The sequence below is a fragment of the Endozoicomonas sp. ALE010 genome (genome assembly GCF_049310165.1).
GTDB lineage: Bacteria > Pseudomonadota > Gammaproteobacteria > Pseudomonadales > Endozoicomonadaceae > Endozoicomonas.
Genome location: NZ_JBLYNV010000011.1, coordinates 68,719 through 87,734, shown reverse-complemented (window position 1 = coordinate 87,734; position 19,016 = coordinate 68,719). Strand labels below are relative to the sequence as shown.

At 50.5% G+C, this 19,016-nt stretch carries 14 protein-coding genes; 6 read left to right on the top strand and 8 right to left on the bottom strand.

Going from position 1 to position 19,016, the window contains the following annotated elements; genetic code table 11:
- Positions 1-8: 8 nt before the first annotated feature.
- The 5 genes from hisC to ACO6UY_RS07205 form a co-directional block, all read right to left on the bottom strand.
- Positions 9-1,124 (bottom strand): histidinol-phosphate transaminase, encoded by a 1,116-nt coding sequence (gene hisC, locus ACO6UY_RS07225; protein WP_422460775.1) that lies wholly within the window; start codon positions 1,122-1,124, stop codon positions 9-11.
- Positions 1,125-1,309: 185 nt separating this feature from the next.
- On the bottom strand, positions 1,310-2,497 hold the full coding sequence (locus tag ACO6UY_RS07220; protein ID WP_422489502.1) for an ankyrin repeat domain-containing protein: 1,188 nt from the start codon (positions 2,495-2,497) through the stop codon (positions 1,310-1,312).
- 34 nt (positions 2,498-2,531) lie between these two features.
- Positions 2,532-2,690, bottom strand: a complete 159-nt coding sequence (locus ACO6UY_RS07215) for a hypothetical protein (protein ID WP_422460777.1) — start codon at positions 2,688-2,690, stop codon at positions 2,532-2,534.
- Positions 2,691-2,950: 260 nt separating this feature from the next.
- Positions 2,951-4,468 (bottom strand): ankyrin repeat domain-containing protein, encoded by a 1,518-nt coding sequence (locus tag ACO6UY_RS07210; protein ID WP_422460779.1) that lies wholly within the window; start codon positions 4,466-4,468, stop codon positions 2,951-2,953.
- A 78-nt stretch (positions 4,469-4,546) separates the two neighbouring features.
- Positions 4,547-5,482: an ankyrin repeat domain-containing protein gene (locus ACO6UY_RS07205; RefSeq protein WP_422460781.1), complete on the bottom strand. Its 936-nt coding sequence runs from the start codon at positions 5,480-5,482 to the stop codon at positions 4,547-4,549.
- A gap of 362 nt (positions 5,483-5,844) precedes the next feature.
- Here ACO6UY_RS07205 and ACO6UY_RS07200 point away from each other — a divergent pair, with 362 nt between their 5' ends.
- Entirely contained in the window at positions 5,845-9,315 is a 3,471-nt protein-coding gene (locus ACO6UY_RS07200; RefSeq protein ID WP_422489499.1) for a hypothetical protein, read from the top strand.
- A 179-nt stretch (positions 9,316-9,494) separates the two neighbouring features.
- On the opposite strand, the gene pheA is transcribed toward ACO6UY_RS07200, so the two are convergent.
- The 3 genes from pheA to gyrA all read right to left on the bottom strand — a co-directional run bounded on the left by pheA (position 9,495) and on the right by gyrA (position 14,436).
- The gene (pheA, locus tag ACO6UY_RS07195; protein WP_422448311.1) at positions 9,495-10,580 is read right to left on the bottom strand and encodes a prephenate dehydratase; all 1,086 of its coding nucleotides are present in this window, start codon (positions 10,578-10,580) and stop codon (positions 9,495-9,497) included.
- On the bottom strand, positions 10,580-11,710 hold the full coding sequence (gene serC / locus ACO6UY_RS07190; protein ID WP_422489497.1) for a 3-phosphoserine/phosphohydroxythreonine transaminase: 1,131 nt from the start codon (positions 11,708-11,710) through the stop codon (positions 10,580-10,582). The genes pheA and serC overlap by 1 nt, the downstream gene beginning before the upstream one ends.
- 122 nt (positions 11,711-11,832) lie before the next feature.
- On the bottom strand, positions 11,833-14,436 hold the full coding sequence (gyrA, locus tag ACO6UY_RS07185) for a DNA gyrase subunit A (protein ID WP_269673938.1): 2,604 nt from the start codon (positions 14,434-14,436) through the stop codon (positions 11,833-11,835).
- 382 nt (positions 14,437-14,818) lie between these two features.
- Between gyrA and ACO6UY_RS07180 the strand changes: the two genes are divergently transcribed.
- The 5 genes from ACO6UY_RS07180 to ACO6UY_RS07160 all read left to right on the top strand — a co-directional run bounded on the left by ACO6UY_RS07180 (position 14,819) and on the right by ACO6UY_RS07160 (position 18,951).
- Positions 14,819-15,232: a hypothetical protein gene (locus ACO6UY_RS07180; RefSeq protein WP_422489495.1), complete on the top strand. Its 414-nt coding sequence runs from the start codon at positions 14,819-14,821 to the stop codon at positions 15,230-15,232.
- A 189-nt stretch (positions 15,233-15,421) separates the two neighbouring features.
- Positions 15,422-16,321 carry a hypothetical protein gene (locus ACO6UY_RS07175; RefSeq protein WP_422448318.1) on the top strand — a complete coding sequence of 300 codons (900 nt, stop codon included), beginning with the start codon at positions 15,422-15,424 and terminating at the stop codon, positions 16,319-16,321.
- Between the two features lie 349 nt (positions 16,322-16,670).
- Complete coding sequence (gene ubiG / locus ACO6UY_RS07170; RefSeq protein WP_422449556.1) at positions 16,671-17,387, top strand: bifunctional 2-polyprenyl-6-hydroxyphenol methylase/3-demethylubiquinol 3-O-methyltransferase UbiG; 717 nt, start codon at positions 16,671-16,673, stop codon at positions 17,385-17,387.
- A gap of 60 nt (positions 17,388-17,447) precedes the next feature.
- Entirely contained in the window at positions 17,448-18,158 is a 711-nt protein-coding gene (locus tag ACO6UY_RS07165) for an HAD family hydrolase (protein ID WP_422448320.1), read from the top strand.
- A gap of 49 nt (positions 18,159-18,207) precedes the next feature.
- Positions 18,208-18,951, top strand: a complete 744-nt coding sequence (locus ACO6UY_RS07160; protein ID WP_422448322.1) for a YciK family oxidoreductase — start codon at positions 18,208-18,210, stop codon at positions 18,949-18,951.
- Positions 18,952-19,016 lie beyond the last annotated feature (65 nt).

The following is a 19,016-nucleotide window of genomic DNA, read 5'->3' as shown; positions in this document are numbered from 1 at the left end:
CGAACTCCTTACGACGACTGACCAAGAACCTGGCTCAGCGCTTCCAGACAACGACGATTTTCTTCCGGCAAACCAATGGAAATACGGAGGTGTTCAGGCATGCCGTAATTGGCCACTGGCCGAACAATAATGCCTTTGGACAACAACCCTTCATAGACCGGCATGGCATTCCGCTTGAGATCGACGGTGATGAAATTACCCGATGAAGGGATCCAGTTCAGCCCAAGGCCAGAAAACCCCTGCTCCAGGAATACCATCCCCTGCTGATTAATCTCAACGGACTGCTGCAGATAAGCTTCATCCTTCAGCGCGGCAACCGCACCGAACTGAGCAGGAAGATTCAGGTTAAATGGCTGCCTCAATCGGTTCAGTACATCGGCTATTTCAGGATTGGATATCGAATAACCGACCCGGGCCCCCGCCAGCCCATAAGCCTTGGAAAAGGTTCGGGTCACCACCAGATTGGGATAGCGGTCAAGCAGGTCGATACCATCAGGCAGGTCACCACCCACCCCATACTCAAAATAGGCCTCATCAAGGACAACGATCACCTCTTTTGGCACCTTACCCAGAAAACCCAGCAGATCCTGTTCACTAAAGCTGGTACCGGTGGGATTATTAGGATTTGCCAGGAAGACAATCCGGGTATTGGCCTGAATCGCTTCCGCCATGGCATCCAGATCATGACCATAGTTCAGCGCTGGAACCACAACACTCTCAGCACCGACGGCCTTCACAGCCAGAGGATAAACAACGAAAGCATACTGAGAAAAAACCGCAGAACTGCTGGTATCCAGAAACGACTCCGCCAGAAGCACCAGCACATCATTGGACCCATTGCCCAGGGTTAATTGCTCCGGTGCTACCTTCAGTTTTTCTGCCAGCGCCTGTTTTAACTGATAACTGCTGCCATCGGGATAACGGGCCAGCTCTGCCAGGGATTCGGCCATTGCTTTCAGCGCAGCAGGTGGTGGCCCCAGAGGGTTTTCATTACTGGCCAGTTTGACAATATCCTCAACCTTCAAGCCCTGCTCCCTGGCAAGCTCCTCAATAGGCTTGCCTGGTTGATAAGGACTCATTCCTCTTACTCCGGGTACCGCCAGCTGCAGAAAATCACAGGACATAATTTGACCTTCAGTTGGGTTATTAAACTTGAAAACGGGCTCTCTCATTTCAGCCGATGAAAAAGCCATTTCAACTCGTGGCAATTTTTATTGATTATGGAAAATTTCAGCGGTAATACGCTTTTCGGGCAAAAACAGCCTGAAAATGTTGTTATCAGCTTCAACTATTGTCAAGAAGATAATCCCTAGGGAAGTTTAAGTACTGACGACAAATACAGTCCCTGGTTATAGATAAGTTCCCAACTCAGGGGCCTATAGAGATAGGCTTTCAGCGTCGGATCCAGCGGCAGATCCTGCACCGATTCCGACAACGGTTGTCCGGTTTTTTTCCGGCGTTCAACCAGGCGCGAGCGGATAGCGGTGCGAGCGCAGGCCTGAAGTGAGTGGGGCTGAAAATTACACGGAATAAGGCAACTCCTTCTGCCAGTCAGTCTGCGATTACATCTGGCACCTGAATCCAACAGAGCTTTTAAGCCTTCGTTGCTGCCACCTATAACGTCCAACGGTGTCACGCCCCTGCTGTTTTTTGCGTTATAGTTGGCCCCCTCAGCCAGCAGCACTTTTATTTTCTTGCCGAAAGCCCCCATTGCCGCTTTATGCAACGGGGTCCATTGCCTGTTACCAGCTCTGGCTTCAAGGTTGGCCCCTTCAGACAGCAGCACACCGATATGCCGCAGGTCGCATCCACCATTACCAGCCGCATGGTGCAATGGCGTCCAGCCTAATTGATCAGTAGCCTCAAGATCGGCACCCGCGGCCAATAGTGCCTTGATCACCTCCGGCTCGTAAGCACCTGAAACCGCTAAAAGTAATGGCGTTGCCTGATAATTATCCCTGGCCTCAATATCGGCTCCCCAGGCCAGAAGCTCTTTCACAGCCCCATGGCTACGTGCCTCATGCAACGGAGTCTGGCCATAGTTATTGCGGGCTTTAACACTGGCACCTGCGACCAGAAGCGCCTTTAATTCTTCCAGATTGTATTGAACCGCCAGTGGCGTGTCTCCGTTATTATCCCTGGCCTCAATATCGGCACCCCGGGCCAGAAGCTCTTTCACAATCGCCTGGCTACGGACATTATGCAACGGAGTTCGACCAAGACGATTGCGGGCATTAACGCTGGCACCTGCGACCAGAAGTGCCTTTACAGCCCCAAAGCCGCCTCGATAAGAAACCACAGACATCAGTGGAGTCTCTTCACACCAGCCTTTGGCCTCAATATCAGCTCCCCTGACCAAAAGCGCTTTCACAATCGCCTGGCTACGGGCCTCATGCAACGGAGTTCGATAATCACGATCGCAGACATTAACTCTGGCCCCTGCGTCCAGAAGAACGTTGACAACATCCGGATTTTCCGACATTACCGCCAGCAACAGCGGGGTTCTGCCCGCCCGGTCCCTGGACTCAATATCAGCCCCCCTGTTCCAGCAACGCCTTCACCGATGCCAGATCTCCATGACTGGCTGCATCAAGCAAATGAAAATTACTGTCGTTTAATATTTCGCTAATTTGCTGCGCTTTCAGTGTTTGCTTATCGCCTGGTTCAGACCTGCTTGATGGGGTATTCATCAATAGCTCCAACAAATTATTGTCAAAAAGATAATCTCAGGAGGAGTTCAAATACCGACGATTAAAACAAGTAGTCGCTGATTATAGACAAGGAATTGTCCTTAAATAATTCCGACATTTTAAACTCGGTCTCCGTTCATCCTGAGCGGAGTCGAAGGGTGACTGGCACGATAATCGAGGCCGGAGTACACGCCCTTCGACAGGCTCAGGACGAACGGAGTTTGAGGCTCAGAAATGTCGGAATTATTTCGGGCCAATTCCTAAATTCCCATGAGAGGCTTATAGAGATAGGCTTTCAGCGTCGGATCCAGCGGCAGATCCTGCACCGATTCTGACAACGGTTGTCCGGTATTTTTCCGGTGTTTAACCAGGCGCGAGCGGATAGCGGAACGGGCGCAGGACTGAAGTGATTGGGGCTGAAAACTAACCGGCTCATCATCCGAGTCAATGTTGTCAAATCTGCCAGTCGCTGCCAGCAGGTCGTCCATTTTGTCAATTCTGCCCATGGCCACACCCAGCGGTGTACTCCCATGCCTATCTCGCGCCTTATAGTTGGCACCCTCAGCCACCAATAATTGGACTTTCTTGCCCGAAGCACTTAATGCTGCTTCATGCAACGGGGTATATCGTGTAATTTTTTGCCTGGCTTCAAGATTGGCCCCCTCGGACAGAAGCACCTCCATATACCGCAAGTCGTGACGCATATCGCCAGCCGCAAGATGCAATGGTGTCCGTTGAAATTCATCAGCAGCCTCAATATTGGCACCTGCGAACAGAAGCGCCTTGGCCGCCTCAAATTTGCCATAAATAATAATCGCACAAATTAGTGGTGTTGCTTTATCATTATCCTTGGCCTCAATGTCGGCACCCCAGGCCAGCAGCTCGTTCACAATCTCACTGCTCCTGGCCTTATGCAACGGAGTCCGGCCTAAATCATCCCGGGCATTAACGCAGGCACCTGCGGCCAAAAGTACCTTTAACTCCTCCAGACTGTCTTGATGACAAGCCGAAAACAGTGGAGTTTCTCCGGTATGATCCCTGGCCTCAATATCGGCTCCCCAAGCCAGAAGTTCTTTCACAACCTCCTGGCTATGGGCAAAATGCAACGGAGTTCGACCAAGACGATTGCGGGCATTAACGCTGGCACCTGCGACCAGAAGTGCCTTTACAGCCCCAAAGCTGCCTGGATTAGAAACCACAGACATCAGCGGAGTTCCGTTACACCTGCTCTTGGCCTCAATATCAGCACCCCTGTCCAGCAGCGCTTCCACTGTCTCTTTGCTACGAGCCTTATGCAGCGGAGTTTCACCAACATCATCGCGGGCATCAATATTGGCACCTGCATCCAGAAGAACGTTGAAAACTTCCGGGTTTTCTGAACTAGCCGCCAGGCACAGCGGGGTTCTACCCTTCATATCCCTGGCCTCAATATCGGCTCCCCTTGCCAAAAGCGCTTCCACAATCGCCCGGCTACGGGCTTCATGTAACGGAGTTCGATGACCACAATCGCAGGTATTAACTCTGGCCCCTGCGTCCAGAAGAACGTTGACAACGTCCGGATTTTCCGACATTACCGCCAGAAACAGCGGGGTTCTGCCCGCCCGGTCCCTGGACTCAATATCAGCCCCCTGTTGCAGCAACGCCTTCACCGATGCCAGATCTCCATGACTGGCTGCATCAAGCAAATTAAAATTACTGTCGTTTAATATTTCGCTAATTTGCTGCGCTTTCAGTGTTTGCTTATCGCCTGGTTCAGACCTGCTTGATGAGTTATTCATCAATAGCTCCAACAAATTATTGTCAAAAAGATAATTTCAGGAGGAGTTTAAATACCGACGATTAAAAGTAGTCGCTGGTTATAGATAAGTTCCCATGAGGGGCTTATAAAGATAGGATTTCTGCGTCGGACCCAGCGGCAGATCCTGTACCGATTCTGACAACGGTTGTCCGGTATTTTTCCGGTGTTTAACCAGGCGCGAGCGGATAGCGGTACGGGCGCAGGCCTGAAGTGATTGGGGCTGAAAACTAACCGGCTTATTATCCGAATCGATACTGTCAAACCTGCCGACCGCTGCCATCAGTTCGTTCATTTTGTCAATTCTGCCCATGGCCAAATGCAACGGTGTTCTCCTATTCCAATCTAGCGCCTTATAGTTGGCACCCTCAGCCACCAATACTTGTACTTTCTTGCCCGAACCACTAAATACTGCTTCATGCAGCGGGGTGTATTGTGTAGTTCTTTCCCTGGCTTCAAGATTGGCTCCCTCGGACAGAAGTACCTCCATATACCGCAAGTCGGAGCACTTAGAGATAGCCGCAAGATGCAATGGTGTCCGTTGAAATTCATCAGCAGCCTCAATATTGGCACCTGCGAACAGAAGCGCCTTGGCCGCCTCCAGTCTGTCATGATGTGTAATCGCACACATTAGTGGCGTTGCTTTATCATTATCCCTGGCCTCAATATCGGCTCCCCAAGCCAGCAGCTCGTTGACAATCTCACGGCTACGGGCTTTGTGCAACGGAGTTTGACCATAACAATCGCGGGCATTAAGGCAAGCACCTGCAGCCAGAATAACGTTGAGAACTTCCGGGTTTTCCGACATTACCGCACGAAATAGCGGGGTTTTGCCAGACCAGTCCCTGGCCTCAATATCAGCCCCCTGATCCAACATCGCCTTCACCGATCCCAGGTCGCCATTCCCAGCCGCCTTGAGCAGATTTTTGTCCTCCGGGGACAGTTCGTCTGCTGCGCCAAACAGAGCATTTGTAACGACTCTCAACAGTGTCATCATAACGACTTCCACATCGTCCAGTGTTTGGTTAACGCCGGGACAAGACTGCTTTCTGGATCGTCAGCTCCAGCTATTACTGCCAGGAAGACAGTCTCGTGAGGCGTTTAAGTAATGACGACTGAACTTTTTTTCTGTCCGATCGTCTAAATCATTTGTACGGCTTTTTCAGTGCTAATTCTCCAAGCCAGGCATAACAATTTAATGCAGGAGCAATTGCTGCACAGCACAGATTATTACCGGACAGCCTCCCGGAGAGTTTGGCATATTCATTATGCAGGGTGACCGAAAACACGGATTACCAATCCCTATTAACAGCCGTGTGCCGCTGGACATTGAACAATGAAAATTTTGGAGACAGTTTCATGATTAATTCAACCGGTCATCAACCGATCCCTCCATCTGATCCACCTGCCAGGCTCCCGGGATTGGCAGACCACGGGCCATCAAGCCGTTATTCGTCAATTTCCCCTTTTGCCGGAAAGCGTGTCGCCGTTGCCGGGGGCGGCTCTGAACCCATTGAGCCAGCATCATCAACATCTGCAATTGCCATATCTGCACGGAGTCTTGAATCCGGCTTTGCCTCTGACCCACTGCCTGCAAAACAACCGGGTGACTTTGTCAAATGGGGAGAGTTGGACCAGCAAATCAGAGAAAGCCTAACGTTCTTCAATGTGTATGTGTTCGCTATTTATCTGGATCTTCCGTTAAATCAATTATTTAAACTCGAGCAAAAATTTCCGAATCAGCATGATGCAACTACACCTTTTCATCTGCTGGAAGATTTTTTAACTCTGGAAAATCATAAGTTAACCTATGAACAATGGCTCATAGTGCTGGCGAATACCTCAAGACCAGAACTGGTGAAATTGTATTGTGAAAAGTCGGGTGTTGCCATTGACCAGAGTCAGTTCCTGTCTGACTGGCCTGCCTGTGTACAGGCTGCAGATAATGATGCTGCGCTAAATCACAAGCTGAATATTTTCAAGCTGATCAAGATCTTTCAAATAGAAAAACGCCCTTTTTTTTATAATATTCCGACGGCAACATTAGCCTATGCTGCCGGATACCCGGACCTGATGGATGATCAGGATATTAAACAATGCTTTGACGTAGCAAACTTTTATGTAAACACACTCCTGTTTAAGAAAATCCTGGATAAACACGGTGGGAGCATTACCACAAATGAAATAGTTAAAATAATGCACAATCCTGAGATTATGATTATCAGCTGCGCGTACCGCCTCATTGAATCGCTGAAAGGCAACACCATACCTTTTTTCCGCAGCCATAACTTAAGCTGGAATAAGCAGATTGTCGATCTGACATTCCAGGTTTCAGTGCTTGGGATAAACGCTGAACATTTGGGCCGGGCACTGGGGGTACCGTTGCATATCATCCAGAAAATTGTTGATAGAGATTATAACTTGGTAAGCAATCAAGAAATGTTCGATGATTTATTCAATCAAGCAATCCTTTGCTCACCCCGACTCACACCCGGGCACATTATCCATGCACTGCGGGAAGCAGGCAGTGCCAGTGGTTGTCGCGAAGAGTTAGAAAAATGGATAGAAAAGGATAAAAAATCAGACAAAAGGAATACATGTTTACCCTGGCTAAACGAATTCACTCCTGAAGAGTTACCTGAACTCAAACCACTCTATCGGCCGGAAGATGACAACTCTAACGGGATTGTCAGTTCGCAACCGTTGACCCTGGATTTTTTGCGTAACCTGCCATTAAGCCATAACTGGTTTTTGATTGGTTTAACCATGGGGCTGTCAGGGGATGAGCTGGAAAGGATTGGTTCCAGAACGATCTTTGAAAACGGTGCGCCAGACAAAAAAAGGCTGAGCCTTGCAGCTCCGGAATTATCCCGAACACTGGTTCTAAAGAGGTTGGAAACAGGTCATCTTTACCAGGCACTGAAGATTCTGGATGATCAGGCAACACTGGCTTACTTTCCAAAGCATGCGGATGACCAACCTGAAAAAAAATTACCCGGGAAGATCGCTAAAGCCACCAGACAGGGACAATTAATGGCCCGGGTTGTTCCTTATTTCGGTTCGGAAAGCATAAAATTTCTCAACGCTATGATGAGCACAGTTGCAACAAGTCGAATTACTTTCAAATCATTGAAAAGGCCACCCACTGTCAATCCAGCTACTGAATCGCCCCCCCCGAAGTCAGTAAAAACAGAGCCTTCCATTGTTAATGCAAACAACGTCGCCCCGATGCTTGAACGGAGTGTCATCTCCGGCACTGAATATTCCCGGTTGCCTGACACACCACTGGACGGCACTGTATACTGGAATAATTTGGGCGATAAATTTACCCGGGGCATATCACCCGAGGACCAGGTACTGTTTGCCATATATCTGGGATTTCCAATAGCCGATATTGCCAACATTTTAGAAACTGCAAGTCATCAGCAATATGCACAGGCTAACTATTTATCCCTGCCTGTCGTCAATCGACAAGATAAAGCAATCATGGAAAAACTGCTGATAACCCATAAAAAACTGCATACAATGCTGTTGGGTATTTCAAGATTTGATCTGGTTAATTTGCACTGTAAAGATTTTGGTATTGTATTTGACCAGAGTCGGCTCGGGACTCAATCGCCTCCCTTTGTAGAGACTGTTGATGCCAATGCTGAGCTGGATTATCAGCTGGATTTCTTCAAGTTACATAAGATCGTCAAAAAAGATGACTATCAGGTTTGCACAGTTCCGAAGGCAACAATTGCCTTTGCGGCCGGATATCCGGAACTGATGATGGATCAGGATCTGCAATCTATCCCAAAAAGAGTCAACCGATTTTCAACCATGATTTTGATGAAGAGGATTCTGGACAAACAAGGGGGGGTCATGACCACAAATGAGCTGGTAAAAATAATGAGCCACCCTGAGATTATGGCCATCCGTTGTGCACATCGTTTCATTGAGGCCTTAAGAGGTCATCCAGTGACTTTTAGCCTTGTAAATGAAGGCAATTTGTCTAGACAAATGCTTTGTTTGGCTAACGGAATTGCAAAGATCAAGATACCTGCTGACGCCATTGGTAATGCCCTTGGGGTGTCATTGCCAATAATCCAGAGCATTCTCAAGGAATCATTTGTTGATGAAGCCGACCATGATCAGATATACGAACTACTGCTTGCAGCAACTCATTGTCAGCCCGGGCTGCTGACTCCGGCACATATCTTATATGCTCTACGCGAAGCTGCAGGACCCAGACTGGAAGGAAAGTTAAATCGCTACATTGCAATTAACAGAAAGAAATTGTCTTTATTTCTGGAGCCCGTTCTGGAGCCCGGTTCTGAGCAGCCCCCTGTCATCAAACCACTCTATCGCCAGGATGATGACAGCTCTGTCACCACGACCAGTTCACTACCGCTAACCCCGGATTTTCTGCGCCGTTTACCATTGAGCCATAACTGGTTTTTGATTGGTTTAGCCATGGGATTACCCGTGGATGAGTTACGGGAAATGGACCAAAAGACCAGAGATAAAAATAATGAGGTTAAGCAAACGAAGCAGAGCATTGCAGCCTGTTACCTGTCCCATAAACTTGCGGAACTGGGTAAGAGGGGCGTAGAAACAGGTCACCTCTTTCGGGTATTGCACAATTTTGATGATCAGATAGCACTGCATTATTTTCCGGAGCATCTGTCAGCTGCGCCTGAAAAAGAATTACCAGTGGACATTGCTAACGCCATGGAACAGGCACAATCTGCACTCAAGTTGCTCAACACAGTTGATCAAAAAGAGTTGGAAAAAATTCTGTCTGGTTACAATCGTTATAATCAGATGGAACTAGAGTTCTGGATGTAGGCCGGAAATGCCTCCCGTGGAAATCCCCAAGTAAGGCAGGTAGCAACTTGCCCTGCACTTTGACCGCAAGCATATTCATTGTGCAGGGTGGTAGAAAAGTTAGCTTATAAGGCTCATCACCGGTCATGAGCCTTGGGCATTTAACCGCCATCATTCCTGCCCGCTTAATTCAACAACGATCAGAGAACACCCTTGGGGTAAGAACCAAGCACACGGAGATCATTGGCACGCTCACCCAGCTTCTCCAGCACCTTGCCAACAACAGGGTCATCCTGATGACCTTCAAAATCCACAAAAAACACATAGTTCCAGATGCCGGTTCTGGATGGGCGGGTCTCAACCCGTGTCAGGTCGATATTGTGCACATGGAAAGGCTCAAGAATCGCATGGAGCGCACCCGGCTGGTTGCGCATACTGATGACCACTGACGTTTTGTCATCACCACTGGGTGGAACCGGCTGATTGCCAATGATCAAAAACCGGGTTGAGTTATCAGGACGGTCTTCAATTTTCTCGGCAATTTTTTCCAGACCATACATTTCTGCCGCCATATCACCGGCAATGGCCGCAGAATTCCACTCACCCTTGACCCGCTTCGCTGCTTCTGCGTTGGAGCTGACCGCTACCCGCTCGGCCATGGGCCAGTGGGAGTCCAGCCACTTGCGACACTGGGCAAACGACTGGGCATGGGAGTAGATCCGGGTAATATGATCCCGCCGGGTGTTTTCTGAAATCATCATGTGTTGATGGATGCGCAGTACCACTTCACCACAGATCTTCAGTGAAGAGTCCAGAAAGCTGTCCAGGGTATGACTGACCACACCTTCCGTGGAGTTTTCCACCGGCACCACACCATAGTTGACCGCACCGGCAGCCACTTCCCGGAATACCTCATCAATGGCCGCCATGGGCACGCAAACCGCAGAGTGGCCAAAGTGCTTCAGGGAAGCCTGCTGGGTAAATGTGCCTTCCGGCCCCAGAAAAGCCACCTTGACCGGCTCTTCCAACGCCAGACAGGCGGACATGATTTCACGAAACAGACGGGCCATCTCTTCGTCATTCAAAGGCCCGTCATTTTTCTTCATGATATTACGAAGTACCTGGGCTTCGCGCTCAGGTCGGTAAAACACAGCAGAGGGGTCAGCTTCTGTTTTTACACGGGCCACTTCCCGGGCACATCGCGCACGTTCGCTGATCAGATCAAGGATTTGCTGATCCAGCGAATCAATTTGAATTCGCAACTGCCCCAACTTCTCTTCTGCCATTATCCATACCGCCGTTCAAATTCTTTCATGAAGTCAATAAGAGCAGCCACATGCTGCTCTGGCACTGCATTATAGATACTTGCCCGCATACCGCCTACTGCCTTGTGCCCTTTCAGATAACGAAAGCCTGCCTGTTCGGACTCGGCAAGGAACGTTGCATCCAGCTCCGGGTTGATCAGTGTAAACGGCACATTCATGCGGGAGCGCCACTTTGGGTCCACCGGGTTCTGATAAAAACCGGAGCCATCAATCTGAGCATACAGCTTGTTGGCCTTGCGCTCATTGAGCGCATTGATCGCTGCAAGCCCACCCTGTTTTTTCAGCCATTTAAAGACCAGACCGGCAAGATACCAGGCAAAGGTTGGTGGCGTGTTGTACATGGAATCATTGCCCGCTTGCAGCTTATAGTCCAGCACCGCAGGGCACATCAGGGAACCACGCTCCAACAGGTCTTCACGAACAATCACCACGGTAAGACCGGCCGGACCAATATTCTTCTGGGCACCGGCATAAATAACACCAAACTTGCTGACATCCAGCGGGCCGGACAAGATATTGGAAGACATATCCGCAACCAGCGGCACATCACCCGACTCCGGTATAAATGAAAACTCAAGACCACCGATGGTCTCATTGGGCGTGTAGTGCAAATAAGCGGCATCTTTACTTATCCGCCACTGGTCTTCGGCAGGCATCGCATTAAAGCCCCTGTCCTTGCCATCAGCAACAATATTCACATCCAGGTAGCGCTGGGCTTCTTTAATAGCTGACTGGGCCCAGTAACCACTGTTGACATAGTCAGCAAAAACCTTGTCTCCCTTAAGGTTCAGTGGCACCGCCGCAAACTGCCCCCGGGCTCCCCCTTGCAGAAAAAGCACCTTGTAGTTATCAGGGATCATCAACAGATCACGCAGGTCTTTTTCGGCCCCATGGGCAACCGCGAGAAACTCCTTGCCCCGATGGCTCACTTCCATCACCGAAGCGCCCACATCCTGCCAGTTCATCATCTCATCCCGGGCCTGCTGCAGCACCTCATAGGGAATCGGTGCAGGTCCGGCTGAAAAGTTATAAACCCGATTATCCAGCTGCGCCAGAACATCATTTACACCATCTGTTACACAAGGCTTCACAATGACTCCCTCGCCACTAAACGGCGGTTTACCCCGGTCATTACCGACAAACTCTCTGACTCCGGGTGAGTAACTGTATCATGATGAAAAACGCCAGCACTGGGCTGGCGTTTTTCAAACTATCAGGATTCTACCGTCCCTTCGCTGGCAATGGGATCATCCTGCCCTTCAGTCTCAAGCTCAGGCGCATCCACAGCCTCAGGCTCCTCAACGCGGGCAACACCCACCAGTTTTTCACCGTCAGAGACACGGATCAGCGTAACCCCCTGAGTATTACGACTCAGTGAAGAGACGCCATCAACCCCGGTTCTAACCAGTGTTCCCTGGTCAGAAATCAGCATAATCTGCTCGCCACTCTTCACCTGGATAGCACCTACGATTTCACCGTTACGCTCCGTGCACTGCATGGAGATAACCCCCTGACCACCACGGCTGGTGAGTCGGAACTCATCGACGGCAGTTCGTTTACCGTAACCTTTGGCACTGGCCGTCAGAATCTGGGTATCTTCCTCCGGAATAATCAGAGAGATAATCCGCTGACCTTCAGGCAGCTTCATACCACGAACACCACGGGCTGTCCGGCCCATGGCACGAACGTCAGTCTCCTCGAAACGAACCGCCTTACCACCATTAGACAGCAGCATTACCTGCTTTTCTCCGGTAGTAATTTCAGCCCCCACCAGGGTATCTCCTTCATCCAGACCCAGGGCGATCAGGCCGGAAGAGCGTGGGCGGGCAAACTGCTCCAGAGGTGTCTTCTTCACCGTACCATTGAGCGTCGCCATAAAGACGAAATGGCCTTCGGTAAACTCTTCCACCGGCAGCATGGCGGTGATTTTCTCATTCTGCTCCAACGGCAGAATATTAACGATCGGTCGACCACGGGAGGTTCTGCCAGCCTGGGGGATCTGATAGACCTTCAACCAATAGACCTTACCCTTGCTGGAGAAGCAGAGGATCTGGGTATGGGTGTTAGCCACCAGCATGTGCTCGACATAGTCCTCTTCCTTAACGGAAGCCGCTGACTTGCCACGACCACCACGACGCTGTGCCTGATAGGTATCCAGGGGCGTGGTCTTGGCATAGCCACCGTGGGACAGGGTGACCACCATATCCTCCTCATCAATCAGATCTTCAACCGTCAAGTCACGACGGGAGCTGGTGATCTCGGTACGACGCTCATCACCAAACTCATCCCGAACCTGCTCAAGCTCTTCCCTGATGACGGCACGCAGCTTCATTGGGTCACAGAGGATCAGAATCAGCTCGGCAATTTTCTCCAGCAGCTCACGATATTCAGACAGCAGCTTCTCATGCTCAAGACCGGTCAGTCGGTGCAGTCGCATTTCCAGAATGGCCTGAGCCTGAACCGGAGACAGGTAATAAAGCCCATCCCTGAGACCATAAGCCTCAGGCAGATCATCCGGACGACAGGCATCGGCACCGGCACGCTCGGCCATTTCCATCATGTGGCCGGGATTCCAACCCTTGGCAATCAGCTTTTCTTTAGCCTCCGCCGGTGTTGGCGAGTCCTTGATCAGCTGGATAACCGGATCAATGTTGGACAGGGCAACGGCCAGACCTTCCAGAATATGACCACGCTCACGGGCCTTTCTCAGCTCATAAACGGTCCGGCGGGTGACCACCTCACGGCGGTGACGGATAAAGGCTTCCAGGAACTCCTTCAGGTTGAGCAGTTTAGGCTGACCATCCACCAGGGCCACCAGATTGATACCGAACACGGACTCAAGCTGGGTCTGGGCATACAGGTTATTGAGCACCACCTCGGCATTTTCACCACGGCGAAGCTCGATCACCACACGCAGGCCATCTTTGTCAGACTCATCGCGCAGCTCGGAAATACCCTCAATCTTGCGGTCTTTTACCAGCTCGGCAATCTTCTCAATAAGGCGCGCCTTATTCAGCTGATAAGGGATCTCGGTGACAATAATGGTGCTTTTATTTTTCTTTTCATCGTGCTCGATATCGGCCCTGGCACGAATGTAGATGCGACCACGACCGGAGCGATAGGCCTGAAGGATACCAGCCCGGCCATTGATAATCGCCGCGGTAGGGAAGTCAGGACCCGGGATGTACTCCATCAGGTCATCAACCGTCAGCGCTTCATCATCCAGCAGCGCCAGACAGCCATTCACCACCTCGGTCATATTGTGAGGCGGGATATTGGTGGCCATGCCCACCGCGATACCGGCCGAGCCATTCACCAGCAGGTTAGGAACACGGGTGGGTAAAACGGCAGGAATCTGCTCTGTGCCATCGTAGTTAGGCACATAGTCTACGGTTTCCTTGTCGAGATCTGCCAGCAACTGATGGGCAATCTTGTCCATCCGGATTTCCGTATAACGCATCGCTGCGGCGGAGTCACCGTCAATGGAGCCGAAGTTGCCCTGACCATCAACCAGCATATAACGCAGGGAAAATGGCTGCGCCATCCGGACAATGGTGTCATAGACCGCAGAGTCGCCGTGGGGATGGTATTTACCGATCACATCCCCGACCACACGGGCAGATTTTTTGTAAGGTTTGTTCCAGTCGTTGCCCAGTTCGCTCATGGCGAACAGTACGCGCCGGTGCACGGGCTTGAGCCCGTCACGTACATCAGGCAGGGCACGACCAACGATGACACTCATGGCGTAGTCCAGATAGGACTGCTTGAGTTCATCTTCAATATTTACCGGGAGAATCTCTTTGGCAATTTCAGTCATGGAAACCCAGTCGTCCTTTTGCTTACGGCCAACAGATAGCGGTCAGCATCCATCCCAGTTCTGTGGACCAGGACACCGATAATAAAGTCTTATCCAAACAGAAAAAATGCTCTTTCCCAGAGCATCTCAATGGAATGATCGCCTAAGGTAATTGATTTTCAAAACCGCGATGTTACCACAATTCATGCCTTATCCGCGAGATACATCAATCACTTTGGGAATATGTTTTTTGCCGGTCCATCAATGGCACAGGGCGGACAACCGCTTTCAGGAAATTGTCAAAAAAGTACCAACTGGGTAAACCTGTGTTTTTTCCTGAACCGGACTAGATTTGAAGTAAGCACTGACGCTTGATACTTAAACTCAACAAAGGATTGTTACCATGAAGATAGGAGAAGAATTCCTCCGTGGAATGGGTATAGACCCGAATGTATATAACAAAGTTTCTGAGCACGTAGACTTGGCAGTTGCTTGTTCACGCAAAGTAAAGCAGGCATGGTTTGAGAATAAATGGTCTGTCGAAGCCAAAAACGAATTAAGGAACCTTGTCAATTATCTGGCTTCTGCAATTGACGATGGTACAGAAGTAAAAGAGGATGTCAAAAAAGCACTTGCCGACCGTGCCCTTCAGAATGCTGAGGCGGTAAGTAACAAAACAAAAGCAACTAAAACAGCACCTGATGAAAAAAATGAGCCTGCCGTTGTAGCGACTAAACCGGTTAAACCAGGTAATCCCGGAAAGCTGGACCCCAGTCGTCTCGCCCCCTATGAAAAAAATAACAGCGGTGACTATTGACAGCCTTAACGTTTTTTATAAACCAGGCCAGTTGAGGGGGTCGATGGAGAGATTACCATCCCACAGGCCTCAGGAGAGTTCAACGTGCAAGTCCATGTCAGCCCGGACAAGGCGGTGTATCTCCCATGGCATGGATGAGTCAGGTACTGCCCCCCGTTACTGAACCTCACCCGGAAAAGGAGATCCCCAATGAACCCCACATCAGCAAGGACTGAAGCAACAACACAGGCCATTGAGCGCTACCTGGCGGACAACCCCGGCAATGAGCCACTGAACACCCTTGGCATGACGGCGGACGGACGGATTGTGCGGTTGGCAGAGCAGGAGGAGGGCCTGCGGCCGGAACTGCACCGGGTGTTTAAACACCAGCTTGGGGCTCTGATACCTCAGATGAAACATTTTGACGATCCCTTCGGAAAACCGGTGCGCAGGGAGCGGATGGTTGAGAGAACTCTGAAGGCTGACGTGCAAACTCTGGGCGATTACCGTGACAGAATCTGGTGGGACCAGCAGATACGAAACCGGCTATCCACTTTGAAGGCAAAGTATGCCACTGAATTTTCCAAACTCGATAAGCTGACCAGATCTCACATCCAAACCTTCACCAAAGATGCGGAAACTACTGGCCCCAACTATCGTTTTGTCAACAACTTTACCCAACACCTCTGGACATTTAAAGATAACCACAAGACCGGGGAGGCTGCCAAGGCGAAAGACTTCTTTATGAGCAATGTGATTATCCATCAGTTTATGCTGAGTTTTGACACGCTCGAGTTGTTACTGGAGCTGCCGGAGGTCATTGAACGGAATTCGATAACTAATAAGAAAACTATCGATACTCTGATACAACATAAAAAAGATTACCGTTCGGATGATTTTCGAACGGCCTTCCTGGAAACGACGGACAACGGCAAGAGCACCGTTAGAGTTGCAAGGGACCTTGGACTGACTATTAAATCAATCAGCGTTACATATAAGGGACAGCCAGTGGACAGCATCAATGACCCGATTGACGGCGAGGATCTGGAGCAAAAGTTTTGTGTGAAGGTCCATGTCAGCCCGGACAAGAAGGTGTACGACTCACCATGAAGCAGGTGAACCACCTGCTGATCGCCGGGTCGGTCACTGCCGTTTATGACGTGCGACTGGTGCCACCCACCATTATCGGGGCCTCGGCACCGGGCTGGATGTAGTGGGTGCTGAAGGCAGTTGGCAGAACAGTAAAACACCGGACAGCGACATAAAGGCTGTATTTGAAGGTTCAGCCTTATCTCTTCTTAATCACATTAAATTCAGTACTGAAGTTCAATTTTTCACTCCCGGGCAACTCCAAAACTCAACACTGTGGTCGGCTGCAGGATTAACGGTATAATCCGCAGATATGGCAGCCCTGACTGCCTCAATTACACTGCTTTGACGGATCAGAACAATGCCCGACATGCGCTCAGCCCAAAATGTGGACCTCGGAGAAATCGCCAAGTTTGAAGAACTGGCCAGCCGCTGGTGGGACCCGGACAGTGAGTTCAGGCCACTTCATGAGATCAATCCCCTGCGTCTGAATTATATTGATGAACGTGTTGGACTGGCCGGAAAACAAGTGATTGATATTGGCTGCGGTGGCGGCATTCTGAGTGAGTCCATGGCGCAACGGGGTGCCCATGTCACTGGTATTGATATGGGCGAAGCCCCCCTGTCTGTTGCCCGCCTGCACAGCATGGAAAGTGGTGTTGAGGTGAACTATCGCCGAATTACCGCTGAGGAGCTGGCCGAAGAGATGCCCGGCCAGTTCGATGTGGTGACCTGCCTGGAAATGCTGGAGCACGTTCCCGACCCGGCTTCCGTCATCAAAGCCTGCAGCAAACTCCTGAAACCCGGTGGACAGATCTTTTTTGCCACTATCAACCGCAATCCCAAATCATTCCTGTTTGCCATTATCGGTGCGGAATACATACTCAAACTGCTGCCAAAAGGCACTCATGAGCACAAGAAATTTATCAAGCCCAGTGAACTGACCCGGGACATGAGAAAAGCGGGACTGAATATCCATGACATGACCGGGATGACCTACAATCCATTGACGAAAGTGTACCGGCTTAACCCGAAGGATGTAGACGTCAATTACCTGATTTATGGCTCAAAGTCAGCCACCCCTTAACTGATGGCTCAGTTTCTGGCAACGAGAACCACTGCCATCCGGGAATAACCAAGAGTAACGATGATGAAAGCCATTGAAGGCGTTTTTTTTGATCTGGACGGCACCCTGCTGGACACCGCAGAAGATTTTGTGATTACCGTGAATCAAATGCTGGCAGATCACCAGCACCCGGCAATGGATAGCCATTTGATTCGGCAAAATGTTTCTGCCGGCTCACGGGCGCTGATGAAGCTTGCCTTCAATCTTGCGCCCGGCGATGAGCTGGAACAGAAAAGGGCCCTGTTTCTGCAATACTATGATCGGCATATCCAGGACCACAGTCGTTCATCATTTGCCCGGCCCTACCCCGGCATACTGTCACTGATCGGGGAACTTGAACGTCGGGATATCGCCTGGGGTATTGTCACCAATAAACCCAGACCCTATGCCCTCTCATTGATTCGGCAAATTGGCCTGCTGGAACGAAGTCATGCCATTGTCTGCCCGGAGGATGTCATAAAGCCGAAACCAGACCCGGAAGCCCTCTTTCTTGCCTGCCGACAGTCCGGAAGTTCACCGCAGCTCAGTGTCTATATTGGCGACCATATTCGTGATATCGAAGCTGGAAAACAAGCAGGCATGATCACCGTTGCCGCGCATTATGGCTACATTGCTGAGGGTGAAGATCCTGCACAGTGGGGTGCGGACCTGAATATCGACCATGTCCAGCAGCTGCACCGCTGGTTTGAACAGCACAACTGGCAAATCATCAAAGACAGGTCCCATGCCTGAGAGGCTGTTTGAAAATCGCGCAGCAAACTAAAAACCAGGGAGTAACATCATGTTTTCCTACCAGGCTCCGAAAGACCTGCTGAAGGATAAAGTCATACTGGTAACCGGAGCCGGCAGTGGTATCGGCCGGGTCGCCGCCCTTACCTATGCCCGCCACGGTGCCACCGTCATTCTGCTGGGCAGAAGCACTGAAAAACTGGAAGCGGTGTACGATGAAATTGAACTCAATCAGTGGCCGCAACCAGCCATCTATCCACTAAACCTGGAAAGCGCGGGTGATATCGATTTCAGTAATCTGGCTGAAACCATTGAGAACGAATTTGGTCGGCTTGACGGTCTGTTACACAACGCCAGCCTTTTAGGTGAACTGAAACCCATCAGCCAGTTTCCCACAGAAACCTGGCTGCGCATCATGCAGGTTAATCTGAATTCAGCCTTTATCATGACCCGGGAACTGCTGCCCCTGCTCCGCCTGTCAGAAAAGGCGTCGATCATTTTTACCTCGTCCGGCGTGGGTCACCAGGGACGGGCGCACTGGGGAGCCTATAGCGTGTCAAAATTTGCCACTGAGGGTCTGATGCAAATCGTGGCGGATGAGGAAGACGGTATCAGCTCTGTGCGTGCCAACAGCATCAACCCCGGTGGCACCCGTACCTCAATGAGAGCGGCGGCGTTTCCGGGAGAAGACCCGGAAACACTCCCCACACCGGAAGACATAATGCCGGTTTACCTTTACCTGATGGGGGACGAAAGCCGGGACATCAACGGCCTGGCTTTTCATGCCCAGCAGTAACAATGCAGCCACTGGCCCTGACTGAACGTCGGGGCTCAAACAACTGTTTCAACGGCGTTGTCAAT

What these genes read in the sequence shown, in the direction of transcription:
- ubiG (WP_422449556.1), top strand. Translation starts at nt 16,671, where the DNA reads ATGCGCTCAGCCCAAAATGTGGACCTCGGAGAAATCGCCAAGTTTGAA.
- ACO6UY_RS07200 (WP_422489499.1), top strand. Translation starts at nt 5,845, where the DNA reads ATGATTAATTCAACCGGTCATCAACCGATCCCTCCATCTGATCCACCT.
- ACO6UY_RS07160 (WP_422448322.1), top strand. Translation starts at nt 18,208, where the DNA reads ATGTTTTCCTACCAGGCTCCGAAAGACCTGCTGAAGGATAAAGTCATA.
- ACO6UY_RS07175 (WP_422448318.1), top strand. Translation starts at nt 15,422, where the DNA reads ATGAACCCCACATCAGCAAGGACTGAAGCAACAACACAGGCCATTGAG.
- ACO6UY_RS07210 (WP_422460779.1), bottom strand. Translation starts at nt 4,468, where the DNA reads ATGAATAACTCATCAAGCAGGTCTGAACCAGGCGATAAGCAAACACTG.
- ACO6UY_RS07215 (WP_422460777.1), bottom strand. Translation starts at nt 2,690, where the DNA reads ATGAATACCCCATCAAGCAGGTCTGAACCAGGCGATAAGCAAACACTG.
- ACO6UY_RS07165 (WP_422448320.1), top strand. Translation starts at nt 17,448, where the DNA reads ATGATGAAAGCCATTGAAGGCGTTTTTTTTGATCTGGACGGCACCCTG.
- ACO6UY_RS07205 (WP_422460781.1), bottom strand. Translation starts at nt 5,482, where the DNA reads ATGATGACACTGTTGAGAGTCGTTACAAATGCTCTGTTTGGCGCAGCA.
- pheA (WP_422448311.1), bottom strand. Translation starts at nt 10,580, where the DNA reads ATGGCAGAAGAGAAGTTGGGGCAGTTGCGAATTCAAATTGATTCGCTG.
- gyrA (WP_269673938.1), bottom strand. Translation starts at nt 14,436, where the DNA reads ATGACTGAAATTGCCAAAGAGATTCTCCCGGTAAATATTGAAGATGAA.
- ACO6UY_RS07180 (WP_422489495.1), top strand. Translation starts at nt 14,819, where the DNA reads ATGAAGATAGGAGAAGAATTCCTCCGTGGAATGGGTATAGACCCGAAT.
- hisC (WP_422460775.1), bottom strand. Translation starts at nt 1,124, where the DNA reads ATGTCCTGTGATTTTCTGCAGCTGGCGGTACCCGGAGTAAGAGGAATG.